The 24484-nt window shown below is 52.1% G+C and carries 34 protein-coding genes and 1 tRNA gene; all 35 read left to right on the plus strand.

All coding sequences use genetic code 11. The annotated features are described in order from the left end of the window. Entirely contained in the window at window positions 1-660 is a 660-nt protein-coding gene (gene rplD, locus SCIP_RS00960) for a 50S ribosomal protein L4 (RefSeq protein ID WP_006292624.1), read from the plus strand. Window positions 661-662: 2 nt separating this feature from the next. Continuing rightward, window positions 663-959 (plus strand): 50S ribosomal protein L23, encoded by a 297-nt coding sequence (rplW, locus tag SCIP_RS00965; RefSeq protein ID WP_006292625.1) that lies wholly within the window; start codon window positions 663-665, stop codon window positions 957-959. Between the two features lie 30 nt (window positions 960-989). Continuing rightward, on the plus strand, window positions 990-1820 hold the full coding sequence (gene rplB, locus SCIP_RS00970) for a 50S ribosomal protein L2 (RefSeq protein ID WP_006292626.1): 831 nt from the start codon (window positions 990-992) through the stop codon (window positions 1818-1820). Window positions 1821-1835: 15 nt separating this feature from the next. Further along, window positions 1836-2114: a 30S ribosomal protein S19 gene (gene rpsS, locus SCIP_RS00975; RefSeq protein WP_006292627.1), complete on the plus strand. Its 279-nt coding sequence runs from the start codon at window positions 1836-1838 to the stop codon at window positions 2112-2114. A gap of 21 nt (window positions 2115-2135) precedes the next feature. Next, window positions 2136-2495, plus strand: a complete 360-nt coding sequence (gene rplV, locus SCIP_RS00980) for a 50S ribosomal protein L22 (protein WP_006292628.1) — start codon at window positions 2136-2138, stop codon at window positions 2493-2495. Further along, a complete protein-coding gene (rpsC, locus tag SCIP_RS00985) occupies window positions 2495-3313 on the plus strand; it encodes a 30S ribosomal protein S3 (protein WP_006292629.1) in 819 nt (272 codons plus the stop codon). Before rplV ends, rpsC begins: the two co-directional genes overlap by 1 nt. Before the next feature lie 4 nt (window positions 3314-3317). Continuing rightward, window positions 3318-3737 (plus strand): 50S ribosomal protein L16, encoded by a 420-nt coding sequence (gene rplP / locus SCIP_RS00990; RefSeq protein WP_006292630.1) that lies wholly within the window; start codon window positions 3318-3320, stop codon window positions 3735-3737. Beyond that, window positions 3737-3991, plus strand: a complete 255-nt coding sequence (rpmC, locus tag SCIP_RS00995) for a 50S ribosomal protein L29 (RefSeq protein WP_006292631.1) — start codon at window positions 3737-3739, stop codon at window positions 3989-3991. The genes rplP and rpmC overlap by 1 nt, the downstream gene beginning before the upstream one ends. Window positions 3992-3993: 2 nt before the next feature. Continuing rightward, a complete protein-coding gene (rpsQ, locus tag SCIP_RS01000; RefSeq protein ID WP_006292632.1) occupies window positions 3994-4260 on the plus strand; it encodes a 30S ribosomal protein S17 in 267 nt (88 codons plus the stop codon). Between the two features lie 70 nt (window positions 4261-4330). Continuing rightward, on the plus strand, window positions 4331-4699 hold the full coding sequence (gene rplN / locus SCIP_RS01005; RefSeq protein WP_006292633.1) for a 50S ribosomal protein L14: 369 nt from the start codon (window positions 4331-4333) through the stop codon (window positions 4697-4699). Then, window positions 4699-5034 (plus strand): 50S ribosomal protein L24, encoded by a 336-nt coding sequence (gene rplX, locus SCIP_RS01010; protein WP_006292634.1) that lies wholly within the window; start codon window positions 4699-4701, stop codon window positions 5032-5034. Before rplN ends, rplX begins: the two co-directional genes overlap by 1 nt. After that, entirely contained in the window at window positions 5031-5600 is a 570-nt protein-coding gene (gene rplE / locus SCIP_RS01015; RefSeq protein ID WP_006292635.1) for a 50S ribosomal protein L5, read from the plus strand. The genes rplX and rplE overlap by 4 nt, the downstream gene beginning before the upstream one ends. A gap of 1 nt (window position 5601) precedes the next feature. Continuing rightward, window positions 5602-5787, plus strand: a complete 186-nt coding sequence (locus tag SCIP_RS01020; protein WP_040590422.1) for a type Z 30S ribosomal protein S14 — start codon at window positions 5602-5604, stop codon at window positions 5785-5787. A gap of 85 nt (window positions 5788-5872) precedes the next feature. Next, window positions 5873-6271, plus strand: coding sequence for a 30S ribosomal protein S8 (gene rpsH / locus SCIP_RS01025; RefSeq protein ID WP_006292637.1), 399 nt, complete (start codon window positions 5873-5875; stop codon window positions 6269-6271). Between the two features lie 14 nt (window positions 6272-6285). Next, window positions 6286-6825, plus strand: coding sequence for a 50S ribosomal protein L6 (gene rplF, locus SCIP_RS01030; RefSeq protein ID WP_006292638.1), 540 nt, complete (start codon window positions 6286-6288; stop codon window positions 6823-6825). Continuing rightward, the gene (gene rplR / locus SCIP_RS01035; protein WP_006292639.1) at window positions 6825-7196 is read left to right on the plus strand and encodes a 50S ribosomal protein L18; all 372 of its coding nucleotides are present in this window, start codon (window positions 6825-6827) and stop codon (window positions 7194-7196) included. The genes rplF and rplR overlap by 1 nt, the downstream gene beginning before the upstream one ends. Next, window positions 7193-7930, plus strand: coding sequence for a 30S ribosomal protein S5 (rpsE, locus tag SCIP_RS01040; RefSeq protein WP_006292640.1), 738 nt, complete (start codon window positions 7193-7195; stop codon window positions 7928-7930). Before rplR ends, rpsE begins: the two co-directional genes overlap by 4 nt. Beyond that, window positions 7930-8118, plus strand: coding sequence for a 50S ribosomal protein L30 (gene rpmD / locus SCIP_RS01045; protein WP_006292641.1), 189 nt, complete (start codon window positions 7930-7932; stop codon window positions 8116-8118). Before rpsE ends, rpmD begins: the two co-directional genes overlap by 1 nt. Window positions 8119-8120: 2 nt before the next feature. Continuing rightward, window positions 8121-8582 carry a 50S ribosomal protein L15 gene (gene rplO / locus SCIP_RS01050; protein WP_006292642.1) on the plus strand — a complete coding sequence of 154 codons (462 nt, stop codon included), beginning with the start codon at window positions 8121-8123 and terminating at the stop codon, window positions 8580-8582. 149 nt (window positions 8583-8731) lie between these two features. After that, on the plus strand, window positions 8732-10066 hold the full coding sequence (secY, locus tag SCIP_RS01055) for a preprotein translocase subunit SecY (protein WP_006292643.1): 1335 nt from the start codon (window positions 8732-8734) through the stop codon (window positions 10064-10066). Between the two features lie 131 nt (window positions 10067-10197). After that, the gene (locus SCIP_RS01060; protein WP_006292644.1) at window positions 10198-10776 is read left to right on the plus strand and encodes an adenylate kinase; all 579 of its coding nucleotides are present in this window, start codon (window positions 10198-10200) and stop codon (window positions 10774-10776) included. A gap of 326 nt (window positions 10777-11102) precedes the next feature. Next, window positions 11103-13472, plus strand: a complete 2370-nt coding sequence (locus tag SCIP_RS01065) for a DUF2207 domain-containing protein (RefSeq protein ID WP_040590424.1) — start codon at window positions 11103-11105, stop codon at window positions 13470-13472. 104 nt (window positions 13473-13576) lie between these two features. Beyond that, a complete protein-coding gene (locus SCIP_RS01070; RefSeq protein WP_006292646.1) occupies window positions 13577-14263 on the plus strand; it encodes a LemA family protein in 687 nt (228 codons plus the stop codon). Between the two features lie 151 nt (window positions 14264-14414). Continuing rightward, window positions 14415-14633, plus strand: coding sequence for a translation initiation factor IF-1 (infA, locus tag SCIP_RS01075; RefSeq protein ID WP_006288694.1), 219 nt, complete (start codon window positions 14415-14417; stop codon window positions 14631-14633). A gap of 38 nt (window positions 14634-14671) precedes the next feature. After that, entirely contained in the window at window positions 14672-14785 is a 114-nt protein-coding gene (gene rpmJ / locus SCIP_RS07715; RefSeq protein WP_006291230.1) for a 50S ribosomal protein L36, read from the plus strand. 120 nt (window positions 14786-14905) lie between these two features. Next, a complete protein-coding gene (rpsM, locus tag SCIP_RS01080; protein WP_006292647.1) occupies window positions 14906-15277 on the plus strand; it encodes a 30S ribosomal protein S13 in 372 nt (123 codons plus the stop codon). Window positions 15278-15322: 45 nt separating this feature from the next. Beyond that, window positions 15323-15721, plus strand: a complete 399-nt coding sequence (rpsK, locus tag SCIP_RS01085) for a 30S ribosomal protein S11 (RefSeq protein WP_006292648.1) — start codon at window positions 15323-15325, stop codon at window positions 15719-15721. Between the two features lie 76 nt (window positions 15722-15797). Then, window positions 15798-16793: a DNA-directed RNA polymerase subunit alpha gene (locus tag SCIP_RS01090; protein ID WP_006292649.1), complete on the plus strand. Its 996-nt coding sequence runs from the start codon at window positions 15798-15800 to the stop codon at window positions 16791-16793. A 77-nt stretch (window positions 16794-16870) separates the two neighbouring features. Then, entirely contained in the window at window positions 16871-17473 is a 603-nt protein-coding gene (gene rplQ, locus SCIP_RS01095; protein ID WP_048349248.1) for a 50S ribosomal protein L17, read from the plus strand. Between the two features lie 142 nt (window positions 17474-17615). Then, the gene (locus SCIP_RS01100; protein WP_231287944.1) at window positions 17616-18212 is read left to right on the plus strand and encodes an ATP-binding cassette domain-containing protein; all 597 of its coding nucleotides are present in this window, start codon (window positions 17616-17618) and stop codon (window positions 18210-18212) included. Then, window positions 18176-18460: a hypothetical protein gene (locus tag SCIP_RS08265; RefSeq protein WP_231851928.1), complete on the plus strand. Its 285-nt coding sequence runs from the start codon at window positions 18176-18178 to the stop codon at window positions 18458-18460. The genes SCIP_RS01100 and SCIP_RS08265 overlap by 37 nt, the downstream gene beginning before the upstream one ends. Further along, window positions 18460-19215 carry an ABC transporter permease gene (locus SCIP_RS01105; protein WP_006292651.1) on the plus strand — a complete coding sequence of 252 codons (756 nt, stop codon included), beginning with the start codon at window positions 18460-18462 and terminating at the stop codon, window positions 19213-19215. The genes SCIP_RS08265 and SCIP_RS01105 overlap by 1 nt, the downstream gene beginning before the upstream one ends. A gap of 53 nt (window positions 19216-19268) precedes the next feature. Further along, window positions 19269-20417 carry a tRNA pseudouridine synthase A gene (locus tag SCIP_RS01110; RefSeq protein WP_006292652.1) on the plus strand — a complete coding sequence of 383 codons (1149 nt, stop codon included), beginning with the start codon at window positions 19269-19271 and terminating at the stop codon, window positions 20415-20417. Between the two features lie 105 nt (window positions 20418-20522). Then, window positions 20523-20608: transfer RNA gene (locus SCIP_RS01115), tRNA-Ser, on the plus strand. A gap of 268 nt (window positions 20609-20876) precedes the next feature. Then, window positions 20877-24446, plus strand: coding sequence for a DNA-directed RNA polymerase subunit beta (gene rpoB, locus SCIP_RS01120; protein ID WP_006292653.1), 3570 nt, complete (start codon window positions 20877-20879; stop codon window positions 24444-24446). The last annotated feature ends 38 nt before the right edge of the window (window positions 24447-24484 follow it).

Here is a 24484-nt window from a genome sequence, read left to right on the forward strand (position 1 = left end):
ATGGCTGATGTTTCTTTAAAGGTAACAGGTCTTGACGGTGTAGAAGCCGGAAGCGTTACTGCTCCGGAAGAAATCTTCGGAATTGCTCAGGACGAAGTTCGTACTCATATTCCCCTGGTACACCAGGTAGTGGTGGCTCAGCTGGCTGCAGCCCGTCAGGGTACTCATGCAGTTAAGAATCGGGCCCGGATTTCCGGCGGCGGCAAGAAGCCATGGAAGCAGAAGGGTACCGGCCGTGCCCGTCAGGGTTCAATCCGTGCTCCTCAGTTTGCAGGTGGCGCCGTTGTCCACGGACCGGTTCCCCGCGACTACTCTCAGCGTACTCCCAAGAAGATGAAGCAGGCAGCTTTGCGGTATGTCCTGTCTGACCGTGCCAATGCAGGTCGGGTACATGTAGTCGACTTTGGTCTGGGTGATAAGCCTTCCACCAAGTCTGCTCTGGCTGCTCTCAACCCGGTTGTGGCTCAGCGGTTCACCACGGTTGTTCTCGATCGAGAGAACATTAACGAGTGGTTGTCTGTCCGCAATCTTCCTACTGTTCATGTTCTTTTCGCTGATCAGCTTAATACATACGATGTTGTCACTGCAGAAGACCTGGTCTTCACCAAGGAAGGCCTTGAGGCTTTCACCGCTGATGACAAGTCCCAGAAGGAGGCTTAACAATGGCAGCAGTACGCAAGACAGCTCACGACATCATCCTCAGACCTGTAGTTTCTGAAAAGAGCTATGCCAATTCCGACCGTGGCCAGTACACCTTTGTTGTTGATCCCAGCGCCAACAAGGTCGAAATCAAGCAAGCCATTGAAGAGATCTTCAAGGTCAAGGTAACAAGCGTCAACACTCTGAACCGCCAGGGAAAGACCCAGCGGACTCGTACAGGTTTTGGCCGCAGGGCTTCCCAGAAGCGGGCCATCGTCACTGTTGCTCAGGGTCAGACCATCGATATCTTCGGTAACTAAAGGTTAGCCGAGAAAGTTAGGTACTAGATTATGGCTATCCGTCAATATAAGCCAACAACTCCAGGGCGGCGCAACGCTTCGGTCTCTGATTTTTCTGAGATCACCCGTTCCACCCCTGAGAAGTCTTTGCTGCGCAAGCTCAGCAAGACCGGCGGCCGTAACTCTTACGGTCGTATTACCAGCCGTCATCGCGGCGGTGGGCACAAGCGTCAGTATCGTCTCATTGATTTCAAGCGGTGGGATAAGGATGGAGTGCCGGCCAAGGTTGCACAGATCGAATATGATCCCAACCGTTCAGCCCGCATCGCCCTGCTCAATTATGCAGACGGTGAGAAGCGCTACATAATTGCTCCTGAGGGAGTCAAGCAGGGAGACCTGATTGAGACCGGTGCCCAGGCCGATATTAAGCCTGGCAATAACCTCCCTCTCACCAATATCCCTACAGGTACCATTGTTCATGCCATTGAGCTGCGCCCCCTGGGTGGGGCCAAGATTGCCCGTTCTGCCGGTGCATCTGTTCAGCTTGTGGCTAAAGATGGGGCCTATGCTCAGCTGCGTATGCCTTCGGGCGAGATCCGCAATGTGGATGCCCGCTGCCGGGCAACGGTAGGCGAGGTCGGCAACTCCGATCATGCCAATCTGGAGCTGGGTAAGGCCGGTCGCGCCCGCTGGATGGGCAAGCGGCCCATCACCCGTGGTGAGTCCATGAACCCTGTTGATCATCCGCATGGTGGTCGTACACGCGGCGGTAAGCCGCCAGTGTCCCCGTGGGGCAAGGGCGAAGTTCGTACTCGTCATCCCAAGAAGGCATCCAACAAGATGATTGTTCGTCGTCGTCCTGCTGGAAAGCATCGTAAGTAAGGAAGTGTCGTACAGATGACTCGAAGCATCAAGAAGGGCCCATTCGTCGACGCCCACTTACAGAAAAAGGTCGACGCTCAGAATGCCAACGGCAGCCATGATGTTATTAAGACCTGGTCTCGTCGTTCCATGATTACCCCTGATTTCATTGGGCACACGTTTGCTGTGCACAATGGTCGGACTCATGTCCCGGTATTCGTCACTGAAGCAATGGTTGGTCACAAGCTCGGAGAGTTCGCTCCAACGCGCACATTCCGCGGGCATGTGAAAGATGATAAAAAGGCACGCCGGTAAGGCGAGGAAGAGTAAAGACACATGGAAGCTAAAGCAATTGCTCGTCACGTACGGGTGACACCGCGCAAGGCTCGCCGCATGGTCAACCTCATCCGAGGCAAGAAGGCGACCGAGGCTATCACAATTTTGAAGTTTGCACCGCAGGATGCTGCCGTTCCAGTCCGTAAGGTTCTGGAAAGCGCTGTAGCCAATGCTCGTGTACTGGCCGATAAAGACAGCGTCCCGTTCCGCGAGAACGAGCTCGTTGTTAAGGAAACTTACGTTGATGAGGGTGTTACCCTCAAGCGCTTCCGTGCCCGTGCACAGGGACGCGCAGGACGTATCAACAAGCGTACCAGCCATATCACCGTGGTTGTCGCCGACAAGGAAGGAGCCCGATAATGGGACAAAAGATTAACCCCTTCGGCTACCGCCTCGGCGTAACCGAATCTCACCGCAGCAAGTGGTTCTCTGATTCCACCAAGCCGGGGGAGCGCTACCGCGACTTCGTTCTTGAGGATGACAAGATTCGCAAGGAAATGCAGAAGGACCTGGAACGCGCAGGCGTTTCCCGGATCGTCATTGAGCGTACTCGTGACAGAGTTCGTGTGGATATTCACACTGCCCGTCCTGGTATTGTTATTGGCCGCCGGGGAGCAGAAGCTGACCGTGTTCGTGCCAAGCTGGAAAAAATCACAGGCAAGCAGGTCCAGCTGAATATCTTCGAAGTGAAGAATGCTGCCATTGATGCTCAGCTGGTTGCTCAGAGCATTGCTGAGCAGTTGACGAACCGCGTCACCTTCCGCCGTGCTATGCGTAAGGCTCAGCAGGATGCCATGCGCGCCGGTGCTCAGGGAATCAGGATCAAGCTCTCCGGCCGCTTAGGCGGAGCTGAAATGAGCAGGTCTGAGTTCTACCGTGAAGGTCGCGTCCCTCTGCAGACCCTTCGTGCCCTCATTGACTACGGCTTCTTCGAAGCTCGTACCACTTATGGTCGCATTGGAGTCAAGGTGTGGATTTACAAGGGAGACATGACAGAGCGTCAGTTTGAAGAGCAGCAGGCTCAGCAGAACAACAGGTCTCGCCGTGGCGGACGGTCTCGCCGTCCTAATAGATCCTCCCGTCCGGAGCAGGGTGCCCAGACCACAGCGGCTGCCCAGCAGACTGCGCCAGCCAGCGCAGAAGCTCCTGTAGCTCAAGAAGCAGAAGTAAAGGAGTAAACGAATGCTTATTCCAAAGCGCGTTAAGTATCGTAAGCAGCAGCGCCCCAAGCGCCGCGGCATGTCCAAGGGTGGCAACGAGATCAACTTTGGTGATTTCGGCATTCAGGCTTTGGCCCCTGCCTATATTACCAATCGTCAGATTGAGGCTGCCCGTATTGCCATGACACGCTATATTAAGCGTGGCGGCCGTGTGTGGATTACCATCTTCCCCGACCGTCCTCTGACCAAGCACCCCCTGGGCTCCCGTATGGGTTCCGGTAAGGGCGCTCCTGAGTTCTGGATTGCCAACGTGCATCCTGGACGTGTTATGTTTGAGATTTCAGGTGTTTCTGAGGATGTAGCCCGTGAGGCACTTCGCAGGGCTATTGATAAGCTGCCTATGAAATGCAGGATCATCGCACGTGAAGGCGGTAACAACTAATGTCTATCGGTACTCCAGATTACAGTATGAAAAATCTCAATGAGAAGACCAATGCCGAAATTGAAGGCCTGATCAAGAAGTCTAAGGAAGAGCTTTTTAACTTGCGCTTCCAGAAGGCAACCAGTCAGCTCGAAAACAGTGCCCGCATCAAGGCTGTTAAAGCTGATGTGGCCCGTATGCTGACTGTTCTGCGTGAGCGCCAGCTCGGCATTACTGAAGCTCCCGAGGAAACAAGCGGAAAGGCTGATAAGTAACTATGGCTGAAAAGCTTGAGCGCAATGCGCGTAAGGTGCGCCGCGGCTATGTTGTGTCCGAAGCAATGGACAAGACCATTACCGTGTCGCTGGAACAGCGTTCTACACACCCCCTTTATGGTAAGGTCGTGCGTAGCAATCGCAACGTTAAGGTTCATGATGAAAAGAACGAGGCTCATGTAGGTGATCTCGTTACCATTATGGAAACCAGGCCTTTAAGCAAAACAAAGCGGTGGCGTTTGACTGCCATCGTGGAGCGTGCTAAGTAAATAAGTTCGGCAAGGCTCTTGGTACACCCCTGTGGTGTATCAGGAGGACCAGCTCGGCTAAGGAGAATCAATGATTCAACCAGAATCACGGCTTCATGTTGCCGACAACACGGGTGCCAAGGAAATCTTGGCTATCCGCGTGCTCGGTGGATCGAAGCGACGCTATGCCGGCATTGGCGATGTTATTGTCGCCTCCGTCAAGGATGCAATTCCTGGCGGGTCGGTCAAGAAGGGCGATGTCGTTAAGGCTGTCGTCGTTCGTACAGTTAAGGAAAACCGCCGTAAAGACGGTTCATACATCAAGTTCGATGAGAATGCTGCTGTCATTCTGGGCAGCGGTCGCGAGCCCAAGGGAACGCGTATTTTCGGACCGGTCGGTCGTGAACTGCGTGATAAGCGCTTCATGAAGATTGTGTCCCTTGCACCGGAGGTGATCTGATGGTAGCCAAGATTAAGAGTGGTGACCAGGTCAAGGTTATCCGCGGCAAAGATAGGGGAGCCGAGGGCAAGGTTCTTCGCGTTCTGCCCAACGATCGTTTGATCGTTGAAGGCGTTCAAATCGTTAAGAAGCACGTCCGCGCCAATCAGCAGGGACAGGAAGCGGGAATTGTTTCCACTGAAGCACCCATTCACAGGTCCAATGTCATGGTGATTGACCCCGAGACCAAGAAGCCAACCCGCGTTGGTGTTAAGGTCTCCGAGGAAGCGCGTGATGGTAGAGTTAAGCGCGTTCGAGTGCGCGTAGCCAAGAAGTCAGGTAAGGAGCTAGCATGAGCACTGAAGTAGAAGCACCAGCAGTTCCACGCCTCAAGGTACGGTACCTGAAGGAAATCGTTCCTGCTATGGAAAAGGAATTTAACTATTCCAATCCTATGCAGGTTGCCAGGGTGCAGAAGGTCGTCGTCTCCATGGGCGTTGGCGCTGCAGCCCGCGATTCCAAACTTATTGAAGGTGCCATCCGCGATCTGACTTTGATTACCGGTCAGAAGCCCAAGGTAACGCGCGCAAAGAAGTCTGTTGCTCAGTTCCATCTGCGTGAAGGCCAGGCTATTGGCGCATTCGTTACCCTTCGTGGGGATCGTATGTGGGAATTCCTCGATCGTCTCTTGACGCTGGCCCTCCCTCGTATTCGCGATTTCCGCGGAATCAGCGCAGACCAGTTCGATGGAAACGGCAATTACAACTTCGGTCTGACCGAACAGTCCATGTTCCATGAGATCGATCCTGATTCCATTGATCATCGCCGCGGTATGGATATTACAGTCGTTACAAACACCACGGATGACAAAGAGGCTCGCTCCCTCCTGAAGCATCTTGGATTCCCATTCAAGGAGAACTAGTATGGCAAAAACCGCTCTGAAGAATAAGGCGGCCCGTAAGCCCAAGTTCGGTGTGCGTGGTTATACCCGCTGCCAGGTGTGCGGACGTCCTCATTCCGTTTATCGCAAGTTCGGTCTCTGCCGTGTCTGCCTTCGCGAGAAGGCTCATCGCGGTGAGCTCCCCGGCGTTACGAAGTCCAGTTGGTAAAAATTGACGCTGAAGGTCCGTGGCCCATACATCTTTCTGATGCCAAGCGACGGAAACCACGGCGAGGAAGGGCATAAGCCCAAAAATGACAATGACAGATCCAATCGCAGATATGTTGACACGTCTGCGTAATGCGAGTGCGGCAAAACACGAAACCGTGGATATGCCTTACTCCAAGTTCAAAGCACATATTGCTGAGATTCTGAAGCGCGAAGGTTATATCGCAGGCTTCGAAGCAAAGGAAGCCCGTGTAGGCCAGACCCTGGAGATTACTCTCAAGTATGGCCCCCGCGGTGAGCAGAGCATCAATGGAATTAAGCGCATCTCCAAGCCTGGTCTGCGTCGGTACGCGAAGTCCGATGCCCTCCCTATGCCTTTGGGAGGCTTGGGCGTGGCTATCATCTCCACAAGCTCCGGTTTGATGACTCAGAAGGAATGCCTCGATAGAGGTATTGGCGGCGAAATCGTTGCCTACGTGTGGTAAAGGAGGGGTAGTCAATGGCATCACATATTGGTAAACTCCCCGTCACCGTTCCGGCTGGAGTAGAAGTAAAGATCGATGGCGATGTAGTCACCGCCAAGGGCTCCAAGGGAAGCGACAGCTACACCCTGCCCCAGGGCATTACTGCAAAGCTTGATGGCAACGAAATTTTCGTTGAAGCAGCAGATGATGAGCGCCAAACCCGGGCTAAGCATGGCCTGAGCCGCTCTATTATTGCTTCCATAGTCAAAGGTGTTCACGATGGGTTCACCCGTCGCCTGCAGATTGTGGGTACAGGTTATCGTGCTACGGCCAAAGGTAAGGGGATTGAATTCTCCCTGGGCTATTCTCATACGATTACTGTCAACCCTCCTGAAGGTGTTGAATTTGAGATTCCTAATCCCAATGAGGTTATCGTCAAAGGTACAGACAAGCAGGTTGTAGGCCAGGTTGCCGCTAACATCCGCAAGCTCCGTTCCCCTGAACCTTATAAGGGCAAGGGAATCAAGTACGACGATGAGCGCATCATCCGCAAGGCTGGAAAGGCTGGTAAGTAATGACAGTCAAAATTATCGGTAAAGGTAAGAAGATCTCTCGCCTGCGTCGTCATGCCCGTCTGCGCAAGAAGATTGTCGGCACAGCCGAGCGTCCCCGTCTTGTTGTTACTCGTTCTAACCGTAATATGGTTGCTCAGATTGTTGATGATACCAAGGGTGTAACCCTGGTCAGTGCTTCAACTCTGGCTCATGATTTCGGTTCCTTTGAGGGAACCAAAACCGAGGCTGCCAAGAAGGTCGGTGAGCAGATTGCTCAGAAGGCAATAGATGCAGGGATTACCGCTGTTGTCTTTGACCGTGGCGGCAACAAGTACCATGGCCGCGTCGCAGCTGTTGCAGACGGCGCCCGTGAAGGAGGTTTGCAGCTGTGAGCGATGAACAGACTGTAAAAGAAACTGAAGAGGTCACCGACGTGCAGACCGCTGATCAGGCTGCTGCCTCTGCCGGCAAGGAAGGCGCAGGCGAGCGCCGTTCCCGCAGGTCGGGCCGCGGACGTGGTGAGCGCCGTTCCCGCCGTGACCGTGAAGACAAGCGCGATGAGCTGATGGACCGTGTGGTTACTATCCGTCGCGTATCCAAGACCAATAAGGGCGGTCGTACCATGAGCTTCGCAGCCCTGGTGGTTGTGGGCGATGGACGCGGAACTGTTGGCGTGGGCTACGGCAAGTCTCGTGAGGTCCCGGCAGCTATTGCCAAAGGCCAGCTCGAAGCCAAGAAGCACATGTTTACTGTTCCCCGTCTGCGTGGCACTATTCCTCACCCGGTTATTGGCCATGAGTCTGCAGGCACAGTTCTCCTGCGCCCGGCAGCCCCTGGTACCGGTGTAATTGCAGGCGGCGCTGTCCGTGCTGTTTTGGAGTGCGCTGGCATTTCCGATATTCTCAGCAAAACCATGGGATCAGGCAACGCTATCAATACCGTTCGTGCAACTATCCAGGCTTTGCAGAGTCTGGAGGAGCCTCAGGAAGTTGCAGCCCGCCGCAATATGACTTTGCAGGAGGTTGCTCCTGATCGTCTTCTGCGTGAACAGGCTGCCGGTATTGATGAGGAACGCAAGGCTCGTGAAGAAGCTCAGGCCGCAAAAGCAGCAAAGGATGGTGAGTAATGGCAGACAACAAGCAGATTAAGATCACCCTGAAGAGGGGGCTTGCTGGTGCCGATCAGCGTCAGAAGGACTGTGTGCGGACCCTGGGTCTGCATAAGATTGGGCAGAGCACTGTTCGCGAAGATACCCCTATAGTTCGTGGCGTAGTCCGTCGGATTGCCCACCTGGTTACTGTTGAGGAGGCATAACTATGGCACAAGAGCAGGAAGTAGATATTCTTCAGATGCATGACCTCCGTCCAGCAGTTGGTGCTAAGAAGAGCCGTACCCGTGTGGGTCGTGGTGAAGGTTCCAAGGGTAAGACTTCTGGCCGGGGCACTAAGGGCACTAAAGCCCGCTACCAGGTTCGTCCTGGTTTTGAAGGCGGCCAGCTGCCCCTTTATATGCGTCTTCCCAAGCTGCGTGGATTCAGGAACCCCTTCAAGGTTGAATACCAGGTAGTCAACCTTGACAAGGTATCTCAGCTTTTCCCTGATGGGGGAGAGGTCACTGTAGATGCACTTGTTGAGAAGGGAGCTGTCCGCCGGAATCAGCCGGTGAAGGTTCTCGGAACCGGCGAGGTTAAGGCTGCATACACCTTCAAGGGAGTCAAGGCCTCTGCCTCGGCATTGAAGAAGATTGAGGAGGCCGGTGGCTCTGTTTCCGCTGAATAATCAGCAGATTACAGACTTTGGCTGAATATGTAAGCTTGTCTGATGACAGGATGAGACCCTCTCAATGCATACGGTGTTGAGGGGGTCTCATGTTTTTTGTATAATTTTTGTTTAGTGTGTGTTAGAACTCCAAATTGTGAGGAGGCCCAGTGAGAACCCTCATCCAGGCTTTAAAAACCAAAGAGCTGCGGAATAAGATTCTTTTCGTGATCTTTATGATCATCATCTTCCGTATCGGCTCATTCATTCCTACACCTGGTGTGGACTATACTGCGGTGCAGAAGTGTGCGTCTTTAGAGACAGCAGAGAACTTCGTTGGTCTCGTCAACCTTTTCTCTGGTGGTGCTTTGCTCCAACTGTCCATCTTTGCTCTGGGCATCATGCCCTACATCACAGCATCCATCGTTATCCAGCTTTTGCGCGTGGTTATTCCACGCTTTGAGGAACTCCACAAAGAAGGCCAGTCAGGCGAAGCCAAACTTACCGAATACACCCGCTACCTGACCATTGGTCTGGCGGTGCTTCAATCCACCACTATTCTGGTAACTGCCCGGTCAGGCCAGCTCTTCAACGGCGCCTGCACCCAGCAGATAATTCCTGACAGCTCTGTCTGGAACCTGAGTGTGATGGTTTTGATCATGACCGGTGCAACCGGATTTATCATGTGGATGGCCGAGCTGATTACTGAAAAGGGAATCGGCAATGGTATGTCCATCCTCATCTTTACCTCCATCTGCTCCAGTTTCCTTCCGCAGCTCTGGACCATTGGCTACGCCAAACATGAGTGGGTAAAGTTTGGTGTGGTTGTTGCTGTTATTATCTTTATCCTGATCTTTGTCAACTACATAGAACTGATGCAAAGACGAATTCCGGTCCAGTACACCCGCAGAATGATTGGCCGCAAGATGTATGGGGGGACGTCCACCTACCTGCCTATTAAGGTCAACATGTCAGGCGTTATTCCTCCTATTTTTGCTTCGTCTATTCTGGCTATCCCCACCCTGGTTGCCCAGTTCGGCAACAGCAGCCAAAAATGGGTCATCTGGATTAATACAAACCTGGCCAACACCACCAGTACGTGGTATATTTGCCTTTATTCCCTGATGATTGTCTTCTTTACCTTCTTCTACACGTCTATCATCTTCAACACCGATGAAACTGCAGATAATATGAAGGAATACGGAGGCTTTATTCCAGGAATTCGTGCCGGCAGGGCCACATCAGAGTATCTGAAATATGTGGTAAACAGGCTTAACACGGTAGGCTCCATTTACCTGCTTTTTGTCTGCCTGATTCCTACAGTTCTGATTATGGCTCTGAACCTAAGCTCCCGCCTTCCCTTTGGCGGCACCACAATTTTGATTATTGCCGGTGTTGGTTTGGATACTCTTCGTCAGGCAGCTGCCCAGACAGAACAGTTCCAGTATGAGGGATTCCTGCTGAAAGCTGATGCTGCCAGCGCGAAGGCAGAACTGAATAAGTAATTTCAGCATTACGCAACGACAGATATACAGCTGGTATGCGACTAGTATGCACATCACATACAATACAGGTGTACAGTGTGCACCCATGCAGGAATGTGCCTGTATGGATATAAAGGATAAAGGAGCAGATAATGCGTCTTTTGATTATGGGACCCCAGGGAGTGGGCAAAGGTACTCAGGCTGCTTTGCTGGCTGAGCACTACCAGATTCCCGCCATCTCGACCGGGGATATTTTTCGCTATAACCTGAAGAACCAAACTGACCTGGGCAAGAAAGTACAGGCTTTTATTGATAAAGGAGAGTTGGTTCCCGACCAGCTGACCAATTCTATTATCAAGGATCGTCTTGCCATGGAGGATGCTCAGCAAGGGTGGATTCTGGATGGGTACCCCCGAAATGCTGCTCAGGTTGAAGCCCTGGATCAGATGCTGGCAGAGCTGGAGACTCCTCTGGATAAGGTTCTTGCCCTTCAGGCTGACCGTCAGGTGCTCATGGACAGGATGACCAAGCGGGCTGAAATTGAGGGCCGCTCTGATGATACTCCTGACGTTATTGCCAGGCGTTTGGACGTGTATGCCAAGGAAACCAAGCCCTTGCTGGACATTTATAAAGACCGTGGTCTCCTGCTGGAGATTAACGGGGTTGGCCAGATTGATCAGATTAGCAAAACCGTTATCAGCCAGCTTGATCATCTTGATCACACGGTATAAATAATAAGTAACAGACAAATAATAAGTAACAGGTTTTATGCATGATTAGCCGGGCCTCGCAATGAGGAGTCCCGGCTTTTTCATAACCCACGTAGCGGCGAATGCGTTCAGCTTCATGATGCAGTCAAGTGTGCACTCAATAGTGTACTCAACTGCACTCGGTCAGATGAAGCTGGGAAATTGAGGTATTGTGAAATCGGAGTATTGTGAAATCGGGGTATTTGGTAGAATGGTTACCGATGTCCTTCTGAAGGAATCGAAATGATAATCAGGTAAATGTAAGTCACAGACCTAAGAGTCACAGACCTAAGAGACGGGTGGAACAGATGGGTGCTATCAACTGGCGATGGGCTGGAAAATCTTTCGGTAAGGCCTTGCTTACCTTTCCTTTTCTCCTTCTGGCCTGTGTCCTCATTTTTCCCAACCTGACGGGTAATCTGACTATCTTCAAAAATCACATGAAGTCTGGAAGTCAGCTCCGCTACACTTCTATGATTTACCATGCTCGCATGCAGACCAACGGCAATCTTGATGTGACCGAAAAGCTCACTGTCGATCTGCCGAACCGGGAAGGGGCCTGGAGGCAACTGTATACCCGTTTTCTTCTTGATAGCAGGCAGGCAACAGGAATAAAGAATATTTCCGTGACAAATGAAACCAGCCAGCAGACATATACGCAGACCAGCTATCAGAAGGCCAATACGCACGAGATTTCCATAGATGAATGGAATTCTCAGGCTGCCAACACCTGGTATCTGACCAAAGTTGATGATGACGGATATATCCAGGAAACGTCGTCAAACCCGGCAGATCTGAAGCTTAAACCAACCCAGCCAGGTGAATCCCGTCAGACTCAGAGAGTGGAGCTGGGCTGGAATATTCCCGTCACCTACAAGGGAACTTATACGTTCAGTATTCATATGACTTTTGAGAATGCTATTACTCAATATCGGGATGCTTCCCAGTTCCAATGGTCTTTGATTGATAAATCCAACACGGTTCCCATAGATCATGTAAAGGGACATTTTTATTTTCCCGAGGGGACGAAAAAATCCTGGGCCTGGTATCATTTTACCGGAGAATCCACCAAAAAAAGAGGAGCTCATAATTCCCTGATTTTTACGGCTGATGCTGTTGCTCCCGGCCAATACCTGGATATTCTTTCCATGTTTACCCATGACTCCATGAAGTGTGCCCGCAAGAGTACCGCTGCCATTGTGGACAAGACGCAAAAAACAGAAGCTGATTCCGAGGCTCGCTATAATAAGCAGATCCAGCAGAAGGCCAGGAGAACTGTCTGGGTTTTCTTTGGATCCACTGCAGCCAGCATCATTATGGCTTGTCTTGCCTGGAGCATGGCCCTGAAAGCATACAAAAAGTATAGATATCAACCAAGCGGGGATTACAGGAGGGAACCGCCCGATTTCAGCCCGTCTCTGGCTGTCAGAGTTTATGAGGATATGGCCGCCAATTTAGGGGAAAGGGTTCATGGAAAAACAAAGAGTAAGCAGATATCATCTCTTATGCTTTCCCTGATTTCCAAGAAGGCCATCGCAGTCTATCCGGGTAAATCCTCCTATTACACGTCCTTTAATCTGGATAATCCCACCGATCAGGAGATTGGCTCTGCTATGGTTTCCATGCAGAACGACCGGCATCAACACTCTTATGCCTCTGCCATGACCGTTCATATCCTCCCTGCTTTGATCCATACCGACAGCCAGGAGTATCAGGATCTGCATCTCAATTCAACCGAGGCAGCGTTGGGTAAGGTTCTTCTTCGTGTTTCTGAGGAGAAAGGGTCGCCTACTTTCGACTCCACTGATATGTCCTCTATTCTGAAGAAGAAGAAAAATGCTAACCTGCTGAAGACATTTAACTCTTCCCTAGCCGGGGAATATAAGCAGGCTTATATTAAGTCAGCATCCTACCCGCTGGGAGCCACACTGACAGCTTACCTTATGGTTCTTCTTGGCCTCTGGGAGTTCTTCCAGGCTTCTCAGCTTTTCAGTCCTTTTGCCTATTACCTTGTTCTAGGGCTGGCAACGATTATCTCTGGTCTCGCTGCGCGGAAATATGGGAAAATCCATCCGGTAACGGCCAAGGGGAAGGACTATTTCTATCAGGCGGAGTCTCTACGAAATTATCTGCGGGATTTCAGCCAATTTAATGACAGGGGAGTGCAGGATCTGGTCCTGTGGGATCGGTATTTGGTTTATGCTGCTGCCTTTGGAATGACCAAGGAAGTTTTGCAGCAGTTCCATCAGCAGATTTCGGCTATGAATGCCATGGGCCAGGCTCAATCAGGAGTGGATGGACAGGCATCCCTGGGCATGGCCGCTGGAATGGATTACAGTATGTCTGCCACCCGCTGGTTCTGGATGCCTGATATTTTGGTCAGCCACAAGAGCTTTTGGGGATCCGGGATGGGCGAGTCATCTGGCCTCGGGGGACAGGGTTTTGCTAATGACATGCCTTCCTCAGCTTTTAACAACTTTGGGGATTTTGCTTCCGATTTCTCTTCCAGCTTTTCCAGTATTGGAGACACAGTGGGATCCGCTATTTCTCAGGCTTATGGATCGTCCGACAGTGGATATTCCAACAGCGGATATTCCGGCGGTGGTGGATTCTCTGGCGGAGGCGGCTTCGGCGGTGGAGGCGGCGGTGGAGGCGGCGGCTCCTTTGGGGGTCGCTGAAAAGAGAGGCTTTGTCCGCTTGCTGCGGCTCTCTGTTGCTGCTTTCTTGTAGAATAAATCTGTAGCTGTAACACGCATTCCTACTACCCGACGAAAGGAACAATATGGGTGGAGCAATAGCAGCCATCGTCATTATCGTTATTCTTATAGTAATCGTCTTCTGGGCTATTTCTGTGTACAACAACCTGGTAACCATGCGTAACCGGGTGAAGAACGGATGGGCTCAGACCGATGTCCAGCTTAAGCAGAGAGCTGATCTGGTTCCTAACCTGGTGGCTACTGTTCAGGGGTATGCGGCCCATGAATCATCTGTTTTTGAAGAGGTGGCCAAGGCTCGGTCCCGGGTGGTAGACATGGCCGCCAATGGAACTATTGAGCAGAGAGCACAGGCAGAAAATGCTCTCGGCAGGGCTATTGTCAACATCCTGGCCACCGCAGAGAACTATCCTGAGCTGAAAGCCAATCAGAATTTCATGGATCTGCAGAACAAACTGAGCGAGCTGGAGCAAAAGATTGCTTATGCCCGTCAGTTCTACAATGATGTGGTCATGAAGTACAACACCAAGTTGGAAGTTTTTCCTTCTAACCTGATAGCCGGCATGTTCCATTTTGAACAGGCGCAGAGCTTTTCTGTAACCGATCAGCAGGACCGGGAAGCGCCCCGAGTGAATTTTGGGACCCCAGCCGGTTCAGTTCCTCCCAGGCCTTCTGCCGGCCCATCTGCTGACCCCGCTCCTGTAGGACCTGCACCAGACAGTCAGCCTCCCGCCCAGATGCCTTCCCAGCAGTAAGCCACAGGCTGCTGTCAGTAAGCTGTCAGAAAAGAATAGTTCCTCTCCACCCGCCAGACATAGATCGTCTGGCGGGTATGGTAGTCTTTCTACTTGGTGTGTTTTCGGTCGAGGACACACAGAGGTAACAGCAGCGAGGAAAACAGGATATATGGCAAAAAATGATGTGATCGAGGTTGAAGGCCGGGTTGTTGAGGCCCTTCCTAATGCTATGTTTCGGGTAGAGCTCGAGAATAAACACATCGTGCTGGCTACTATTTCCGGGAAAATGCGGAAAAATTACATCCGTATTCTTCCTCAGGACCGTGTGGTGCTCGAAATGAGTCCCTACGATTTGACCCGTGGCCGTATTACCTATCGATACAAGTAAATTGCCGGCTTACACGGTAATACAAGAAAAGGAAAGCCATGAAGGTTAGTCCCAGTGTCAAGCGGATCTGCGAGAAATGCCGCGTCATCCGCCGCCACGGCCGCGTCATGGTGATCTGTGAAAACCCGCGTCATAAGCAGCGTCAGGGCTAGCAGATACAGCGGCACAGTAAGGCGCCTAATCACAGCAGAAGCTGAACCCTAAGTACGGAGACTTAGGCCACATAAGTGGACGATTAGGTGCACGATCTCCGTAGAACAGAAGGAATCGCAATGGCACGTCTTGCCGGAGTCGACATCCCCAATGAGAAGCGCATTGAAGTTGCCCTCACCTACATTTTTGGTGTGGGACGCACACGCGCTAAAGAAACCCTCGAAGCGACCGGTATCTCACCGGATATTCGCGTCAAGGATCTGACTGACGAACAGCTCATTCAGCTTCGTGATTACCTGGAAGGCAATTATAAGATTGAAGGTGATCTGCGCCGTGAAATCGATGCAGACATTCGCCGCAAGGTTCAGATCAACTGCTATCAAGGTATCCGCCATCGCAGGCATTTGCCTGTGCGTGGTCAGCGTACAAAAACCAACGCACGCACCCGTAAGGGTCCTAAGCGCACAGTTGCAGGTAAGAAGAAGGTTTAAGGCGTTAAAGCCTAAGCAGAAAATCGTTTAAGGAAACGAGGGTTAATGGCAGCTACAAAGCAGGCCGCGCGCAAGCCTCGCCGCAAGGACCGCAAGTCGGTACCGGTTGGCCAAGCGCACATCAAATCAACATTTAATAATACGATCATCTCCATCACTGATCCTTCAGGAGCCGTTGTTTCTTGGGCTTCCGGCGGTGATGTAGGTTTCAAGGGCTCCCGTAAGTCCACCCCTTACGCTGCTGGCATGGCTGCAGAAGCGGCTGCCCGTAAGGCACAGGAGCATGGCGTTAAGAAGGTTGACGTATTCGTCAAGGGACCTGGTTCCGGCCGCGAGACCGCAATCCGTTCTCTTCAGTCTGCAGGACTTGAGGTTGGTTCTATTACCGACCGCACCCCGCAGGCATTCAACGGTGTCCGCCCGCCTAAGCGTCGCCGCGTCTGAAGCACTCAGACAAGAAATAACATCCAACCCGCATTGATTGGCAAGTGCACAGCCAATCTAGCTGAAAGGATACAACGTGCTTATTGCACAGCGTCCGTCACTTACTGAGGAACAAGTTACTCCCCAGCGTTCGCGCTTTACGATTGAGCCTTTGGAGCCCGGCTTTGGTTACACTTTGGGTAATTCCTTGCGCCGGACTCTCCTGAGTTCTATTCCGGGGGCAGCAGTGACATCGGTACGTATTTCCGGGGCCCTGCATGAGTTCACCACTCTGCCTGGGGTCAAGGAAGACGTTACTGAAATTCTTTTAAATATCAAAGAACTCGTGCTCACTTCTGAGTACGATGAGCCTGTTGTCATGTATCTGCGTAAAAGCGGCGAGGGAGAAGCCACAGCAGCTGACATTACTCCACCTGCTGGTGTAGTAATTGCCAACCCTGATCTTCACATTGCTACCCTTGCCGAAGATGGAGAGCTCGAGATTGAGTTCACTGTTGAGCGTGGACGTGGCTACGTGCCGGCTCAGATGAACAAGCAGGAGGGCGATGAGATCGGTCGCATTCCTGTTGATTCCATTTATTCACCTGTGGTGAAAGTGAGCTACAAGGTGGAAGCAACCCGCGTGGAGCAGCGCACTGATTTTGATAAGCTCATCGTTGATGTGGAAACAAAGCCGGCTATCACCCCCCGTGACGCCGTAGCTTCCGCCGGATCAACCCTGGTGGAGCTCTTCGGGCTTTTCCATGAGCTCAACAATCAGGCTGAAGGCGTAGAAGTTGGCCCTGCCCCGGTGACCGAAGAGGTCGATCCTCAGATGGAGATCCCTATCGAGGATCTTAATCTGACTCAGCGGTCTTATAATTGCCTCAAGCGCGAAGGAATCCATACTATCGGCGAGCTGGTCAAGAGGTCGGAGCAGGACCTGCTTGACATTCGCAATTTTGGTCAGAAGTCTATTGATGAGGTTAAAGATAAGCTCGCCAGCATGGGACTGTCTTTGAAGCAGTCGCCTCTGGGACTTGGCCAGATCGATCTTGACGACAGCAATTTCTTCAGTCCTGAAGATTTGTAAGCTAACCTGTCAAGACCCGCACAATAATACCGAGCGGATGTTCGGGCTGATGCCCACCCGACTCGGAAAGGAGAATTATGCCACAACCAAAGAAAGGCCCACGTCTGGCTTCAAGCCCGGCTCATGAGCGCCTGATGCTGGCCAACATGGCTACAAGCCTGTTCGAGCATGGTCAGATTAAAACAACCCTGCCCAAAGCCAAGCGTCTGCGCCCCCTGGCTGAGAGGCTGATCACCTTCGCCAAGAAAGGCGATCTGGCTTCCCGCCGCCGCGTTTTGCGCGTTCTGCGGAACAAGTCCGTAGTCCACAAGCTTTTCACTGAAATTGCTGAACAGATGGAAGAGCGCGAGGGCGGCTACACCCGCATCATCAAGACTGCTCCCCGTCACGGAGATGCAGCCCCCATGGCCATCATCGCCTTGGTAACTGAACCCCTGTCAGCCAAGAAAGCTACTGTCGCCGAGGCTGAGGCTGCTACTAAGCAGGCCGCCAAGGAAGATGCAGAAGATGCTGCTGAAGCCGTAGAAGCTGAAAAGCAAGAGGATCAGGCTGCAGACGACAAAGCTGAGGAAACTGAAGCCGAAGCTGAAACTGACGCTCAGACTGATGTTGAAGAAGCTGCTGAGGCTGGCGAAGCAAAGGAAGAGTCTGACGATACTAAGTCTGTTAAGACTGAGTAAGTCAAACGTTCAGATTACTTTTTATATTCCTTGTTTTTTGATTGGACCTTGATGTGTTTTTCATATCAAGGTCCTTTTTTAAAATGGCATCTGGACTATCATCTGCAATATCACCTGGATGAAGTCCAGAGAAGGAAGGTATATGATGATGAGAATGAGAAATATTTTGTCAGCTCAGGACATCAGCAAGGAGTTCAAGGGGAAAACTGCCGTTTCCCATCTTTCCCTGGAGATTGTCCCCGGGCGGATCATGGGTTTGCTGGGTCCTAATGGGGCGGGCAAAAGCACCACCCTGCGGATGATGTGCGGACTCATTCAGCCTGATTCAGGTCAGGTCACCTTTCGCGGAAAATCTGTTGAAAAATGGAAGAACAATCTCTATTCGCACCTGTCCTGTGTTCTGGAAGATTCTTCCCTGGCCTATATGTTTCTTACTGGCTGGAATAACTTAGCCTATCAAGGTGCCTTGTATGGCCTGTCCCGTAAGGAAACCCTGTCTCGATCCCGCAATCTGATGGATGCTCTGGAATTGACTGAGCATATGAATAAACCAGTGGGGGACTCAGCAGAAATTGGCTCTGGTAACGGCTATGCTTGCTTCCCAGGCCGGAGCTTCTTATTTTGGACGAGCCCACTTTGGGCCTGGATGTGGTTTCCAAGAGGGATTTTCTTAAGACAGTTAAGAATCTGGCTCATCAAGGAGTGGGAATTATTATTGCTTCTCACCAGTCGGAAGTGATAGAAACAGTGGCTGATGACATCACCCTCATCACTCATGGTCAGACCCAATGGCAGGGAAGCTACCAAAACTTTCTTGATGTTCACAGCCGCCAGATGGGAGCAGCAGAAGGGGAACGCTACGGCCTGGAGGCGATTCTTCTGAGCCTTTTTGACCAGGATAGTCTATCTTCTGGGGACTTTGCAGACGGGGGTGGTCTGGCTGACCAGGAGAAAGCGGAAGACTCTGATCAAAAGGGAGCTGACTGATGCGTAGATACGGAATTTTACTGGCTGCGGAAATCCGCCGCTATCTGCTGGAACTGCGCATGTACTGGAGTAATTATGTCTCTGATCTAATATTGACTAGCATCCTTATTGCTATGTTTGCTCTGTCCACCGACGCCCGGTCAAATTCCACTGCCTGGCTGGGATATTTTCTCTGGACAGCCTCCTCAACCATGATCACTGAGTCCAGCGTCTCCATTTCGACCGATAAACAGGACAGCACTTTTACCCAACTGATGCTTAAACCGACCTCGCTCTTCACCCAGATCATGGTGAAAACTTTAACCTGGAGCCTGGTTGCCATAGTGATTGATGCTCTTTTCATCGCCGGTCTTTTTGCTCTTCTGCGTATTCCCATGGCTGTGAACTGGCCGATTATTGGCCTCTGTCTCATTATTCTTGTCGGGCTCTTTGGCTTCACTCTCATCTTTGTTGCTTTAATAGTGGTTTATACCCGTACTCAGTCTTATTCCAGCCTTTTTACCTATATTCTCATGCTGGTTTCAGGAATGGTCGTTCCGCTGAGCCTTCTTCCTCGGCCTGTCATGTGGCTGGGAAGAATTCTTCCCCTCCAATATGGATATGAATTGATTCAGCGGGCCTGGACCCGGCCTGTCGCCGTTTCTCAGTTGCTGATAGTCAGCGGACAGAGCCTGATTTACCTACTTATCGGGTATCTGCTTTTTAGCCTCATTCTGCGTCGCGGTCGCAAGAACGGTATAAATATGCGGTACTAGACCAGGGTTTGGGCTTTCAACCTATTTCCTTTCCCTATGGGAAAATGGGCTCTATGCGCTTGAAGATTGATTGTTCCTATGATGGTACAGATTTTCACGGATGGGCCCGTCAGCCTGACCTCAGAACTGTCCAGGGGGAACTGGAGGCAGCCATTGCCAAGGTTCTCCATCTGTGGCAGCCTGCCGGTCAGACTGCTGACTATCCCTCAGCTTTCGCCAAAGCTCTCGCCAATCAGTCAGCCCCGGTATCGTTTTGGCCTCATCTGGTGGTTGCCGGCCGTACAGATACAGGGGTTCATGCCCGAGGCCAGGTCTGTCATCTGGATCTTGATCAGGATCTCCTGGGGCGGGCTCAGGGACATCTGGATCCGGCCCGCTTCAAGCCTTGGGATGCTTTAACTTATCGGCTCAGGCGCATTCTTCCCGATGATCTCAGCGTCTCTGCTATTAGTCCTGCCCCTGAGGGCTTTGATGCTCGTTTCTCTGCTTCAGACCGGGTGTATGTATACCGGGTGGCAGATGATCAGACCTCCTATGATCCTCGGCTGCGTTCTTTTGTACTGAATCTGCGGCGATCGACGGACATCCAGATTATGAATACAGCCCTGGCGGAAATAGTTGGCCTCCACGATTTTGGTTCTTTTGCCACCCCTAATCCGGGCGGAACCACTATCCGTGAGGTCAAGTATGCTCATTGGCGGCGGGTGGGAGCAGATTCTCTGAGCTTGAGCAATTACTCCCCCAACTCCGGTAATCTCATGGTTGAGACTGACAGGAACGCTGCCGATTGTTCCCCCAGCAGTTCCGGGGATAGTTCCCGGGCCAGTTCCGACCATAAGTCTCAAATTCCGACAGCACATCCTGGCCAATCCCAATCCAAGACTCAGGCCGTAGGCTGGCGGCCCGGTCAGGACAGCGCTTATCAAATCGATATTCTGGAGTCGGGCCTGCTGGAGTTTACCATTATTGCCGATGCTTTTGCCCACAACATGGTCCGGTCCCTGGTGAATGCCAGCCTTCAGGTAGGCATGGGCAAGAAGAGTCTGGAGTGGTTCCTGGATAAGATACATAATCCCCAGCGGGAGGGGGCCAGCGGGCCGGCTCCGGCCTGTGGACTGACACTGGAAAAGGTAAATTATCCCCCTGATAATCTTCTGGCTGCCCGCTCTCAAGCGATCAGGGCCAAAAGGACCTTGGACTGAGCTGAGCTCAAGACTGAACTGAGTCCAAGAGACTAGGCTGAGCTCAGAGAGAACTTTGGACTGGGCCTAAAGTTGTGGCTCTGTGGCATAATTGCCAAAACAGAAGGATGATTGTCCGAGCGGTCGAAGGAGCACGACTCGAAATCGTGTGAGGCTCAATACCTCCGTGAGTTCGAATCTCACATCATCCGCCTGAAGGTCCTGACTTGAGTTATTGAGCCAGGACCTTTTATTTTTCATAAGATTTACGCTAAGAGCACAGGGGAACGGGCCATTGATGGCCTAGCTACTGATGAAAAGTCTGGTGAAAAGTCCTGGCCCTGGCCTATTATTTTTACTGTTTTGAGCAGTGTCATATTGCGGGCACTCTCCCTGACGCCCGCGATGATGTATATAGCGGCACATCGCCTGCGTTTGCAAGTAAATCATAAGAAATTACAGTAGACGATAGGAAAATCCTTGGCTGCGAAAAAGACACAAAGCACTACGGCTCCTTATGCTCGCGCTGATCAGCACGAAATTGAACTCCGTAAAGCAACTGATCGCATTAATTTTGGATCCATCCGAGAACCTATTTCCGTTCCCGACCTTCTGGGCGTGCAGACCAACAGTTTCGATTGGCTGGTGGGCAATGAGCGCTGGCGTAAGCGGGTCGAAGAGGATGAAAAAAACGGTACCTACACCGTGGGCCACACCTCAGGTCTGCAGGAAGTTTTCGATGAAATTTCACCCATCGAAAATTTTGCTCAGACTATGTCCCTGACCTTCACTGACCCTTACTTTGAAGAACCCCGCCACACCGTGCAGGAATGCCGGGAGAAGGATCAGACTTACTCTGCACCCCTGTATGTGAACGCAGAGTTCACCAATTATGATACCGGTGAGATCAAGTCTCAGACCGTTTTCATGGGTGATTTCCCCCTGATGACTAAGCATGGCACCTTCATTATTGGCGGAACTGAGCGGGTCATTGTTTCTCAGCTGGTCCGGTCTCCTGGTGTTTATTTTGGCCGTACTCCAGACCGCACATCAGATAAGGACGTCTTTGATGCCAAGATCATCCCTTCCCGGGGAGCCTGGCTGGAATTTGAGATTGACAAGCGTGATGTTCTGGGTGTTCGTATTGACCGCAAGCGCAAGCAGTCCGCCATCATTTTCCTCCAGGCTATTGGCATGACCCGATCCGAGATTGCAGAGGCTTTCACAGACTATCCTCTGGTCATGGATGCCCTGTCGAAAGAACCAGAAATTAGCCAGGACCAGGCTCTGACCGAGCTTTACCGCCGCATTCGCCCTGGCGATACCGCCACGCCTGAAGCGGGACGGAACCTGCTGGAATCCTTCTATTTTAATAATAAGCGTTACGATCTTGCCCGGGTTGGCCGCTACAAGATCAACCGCAAACTGGGACTGGATACTGACTACCAGAATCGAAGCCTGACCCGGGACGATATCGTAGCCACCATGAAATATCTGGTGACCCTGCACGACGGAAAGGATACTTTCCCTGGCAAGCGCGAGGGCAAAGATATTGAACTCCCGGTTGACACTGACGATATTGATAACTTCGGCAACCGCCGCATTCGCCAGGTGGGTGAACTGATTCAAACTCAGCTGCGCACCGGCCTGTCACGCATGGAGAGGGTTGCCCGCGAGCGTATGACTACCCAGGAACCTGAGGCTATCACCCCTCAGTCCCTGTTAAATATCCGTCCCGTGGCGGCAACGATCAAGGAGTTCTTCGGAACTTCTCAGTTGTCCCAGTTCCTGGATCAGAACAATCCTTTGGCATCGGTAACCAACAAGCGCCGCCTGTCGGCTCTGGGTCCCGGCGGTCTGTCCCGTGACCGTGCCTCCATGGAAGTTCGTGATGTACACCCATCTCACTTTGGGCGTATGTGCCCCATTGAGTCTCCTGAAGGCCCCAACATTGGTTTGATTGGATGCCTGTCCACTTTCGCCCGAATTAATCCCTTTGGTTTCATTGAAACTCCTTACCGCAAGGTGGAAAACGGCCATGTGACCAACGATGTGGTCTACATGACTGCTGATCAGGAACACGGCCATGTGATTGCTCAGGCTAACCAGGAGCTGGATTCAGAAGGCAATTTCCTGACCAAGAGCGCTTTGGTCCGTGATGATGAAGCGGAAGCAGAGGATGTGCCCGTGGATCAGGTGGATTACATGGATGTCTCGGCCCGCCAGATGGTCTCGGTTGGTTCCTCCCTCATCCCCTTCCTGGAGCATGATGAAGGGCACCGAGCCCTAATGGGCGCCAACATGCAGCGCCAGGCCGTCCCCCTGGTCAAGTCCGAACGGCCCCTGGTGGGAACCGGAGGTGAATGGAGTGCTGCTGTAGATTCAGGCGATGTGGTCCTGTCTGAAAAGAACGGTGTAGTCACCTATGTGTCTGCTGACCTGATCCGGGTCATGAACGATGATGACACCACCTCCAGCTACAAGCTGACAAAGTTCCAGCGGTCCAACCAGATGACCTGCTACAATCAGGTTCCCCTGGTTTCCCAGGGAGAGCGGGTTGAGGAAGGATCTGTTCTGGCTGACGGTCCTGCTACCGATCAGGGTGAAATAGCCCTGGGCAAGAACCTTTTGGTCGCCTTTATGCCTTGGAACGGCTACAACTACGAGGATGCTGTGATTATTTCCCAGCGCCTGGTCCGAGACGATACTCTCAGCTCCATTCATATTGAAGAGTTTGAGATTGATGCCCGCGAAACCAAGCTGGGGTCCGAGGAAATTACCCGGGACCTGCCCAACGTGTCGGAGGATGCTGTAGCTAACCTGGATGACCGGGGAATTGTTCGCATTGGAGCTGAAGTAGAAGCAGGCGATATTCTGGTTGGCAAGGTCACTCCTAAGGGTGAGACTGAACTGACGCCTGAAGAGCGACTCCTGCGGGCTATCTTTGGCGAGAAGAGCCGGGAAGTTCGTGATACTTCTCTGCGGGTACCTCACGGAGAACGGGGAACGGTCATTTCCATCAAGGAGATTACTAAGGAAGAGGCCGAAGAGGCTGGCGATGAGCTGCCTACCGGCGTTAACCAGATGATCCGGGTTTACATTGCTCAGCACCGCAAGATTACTCAGGGCGACAAGCTGTCCGGTCGTCACGGCAATAAGGGCGTGATCTCCCGGATTCTGCCCGAAGAGGATATGCCTTTCCTGGCCGATGGAACCCCCATTGACATTATGCTCAACCCCCTGGGTGTGCCCAGCCGTATGAATCTGGGTCAGGTCCTGGAACTTCATCTGGGCTGGATCGCTCATTCCGGTTGGGACATCAGCATTGATCCCGATCTGGAAGCCGAGTGGAAGAAGCACATTCCTGCCGGGGCCGAAAAGGGTGATCCTGGCAGCCATGTAGCAACTCCTGTCTTTGACGGTGTTCGTACCGATGCTATGCATGGTCTTCTTCACACCACCCGGCCCGACCGTGACGGCAACTACCTGGTAGGAGATGACGGCAAGGCTCAACTCTTCGATGGCCGCACTGGCGAGCCTTTCCCCAAGCCGATCTCTGTAGGCTACATGTATATGCTGAAGTTGCATCATCTGGTAGACGACAAGATCCATGCCCGCTCTACCGGCCCCTATTCCATGATTACCCAGCAGCCTCTGGGCGGTAAGGCCCAGTTTGGTGGCCAGCGCTTTGGCGAGATGGAAGTCTGGGCCCTGGAAGCCTATGGTGCTGCCTATACCCTGCACGAAATGATGACTATCAAGTCTGATGATGTTGATGGCCGCGTGCGGGCATATGGGGCCATTGTTAAGGGCGATAACCTGCCTCCGGCCGGTATCCCTGAGTCCTTCAAGGTTTTGCTTAAAGAGATGCAGTCCCTGTCCCTGAATGTTGAGGTCCTGAATGCAGAAGGTCAGGCCATTGACATGAAGGAAGAGGACGATGATCCTCAATCGGCAACCGACGATTTGGGCTTTAACATTGGGGCTCGGCCTGATGCCTCTATGGCAGCCAATGATACTGTCGACACCACTGCTGCAGCCAGCTTCTAAATAAGCAGGCAAAAGCAGAAGCAAGAATCAAGAAAACA

The organism is Scardovia inopinata JCM 12537 (assembly GCF_001042695.1).
In the GTDB taxonomy this organism is placed as follows: Bacteria; Actinomycetota; Actinomycetes; order Actinomycetales; family Bifidobacteriaceae; genus Scardovia; species Scardovia inopinata.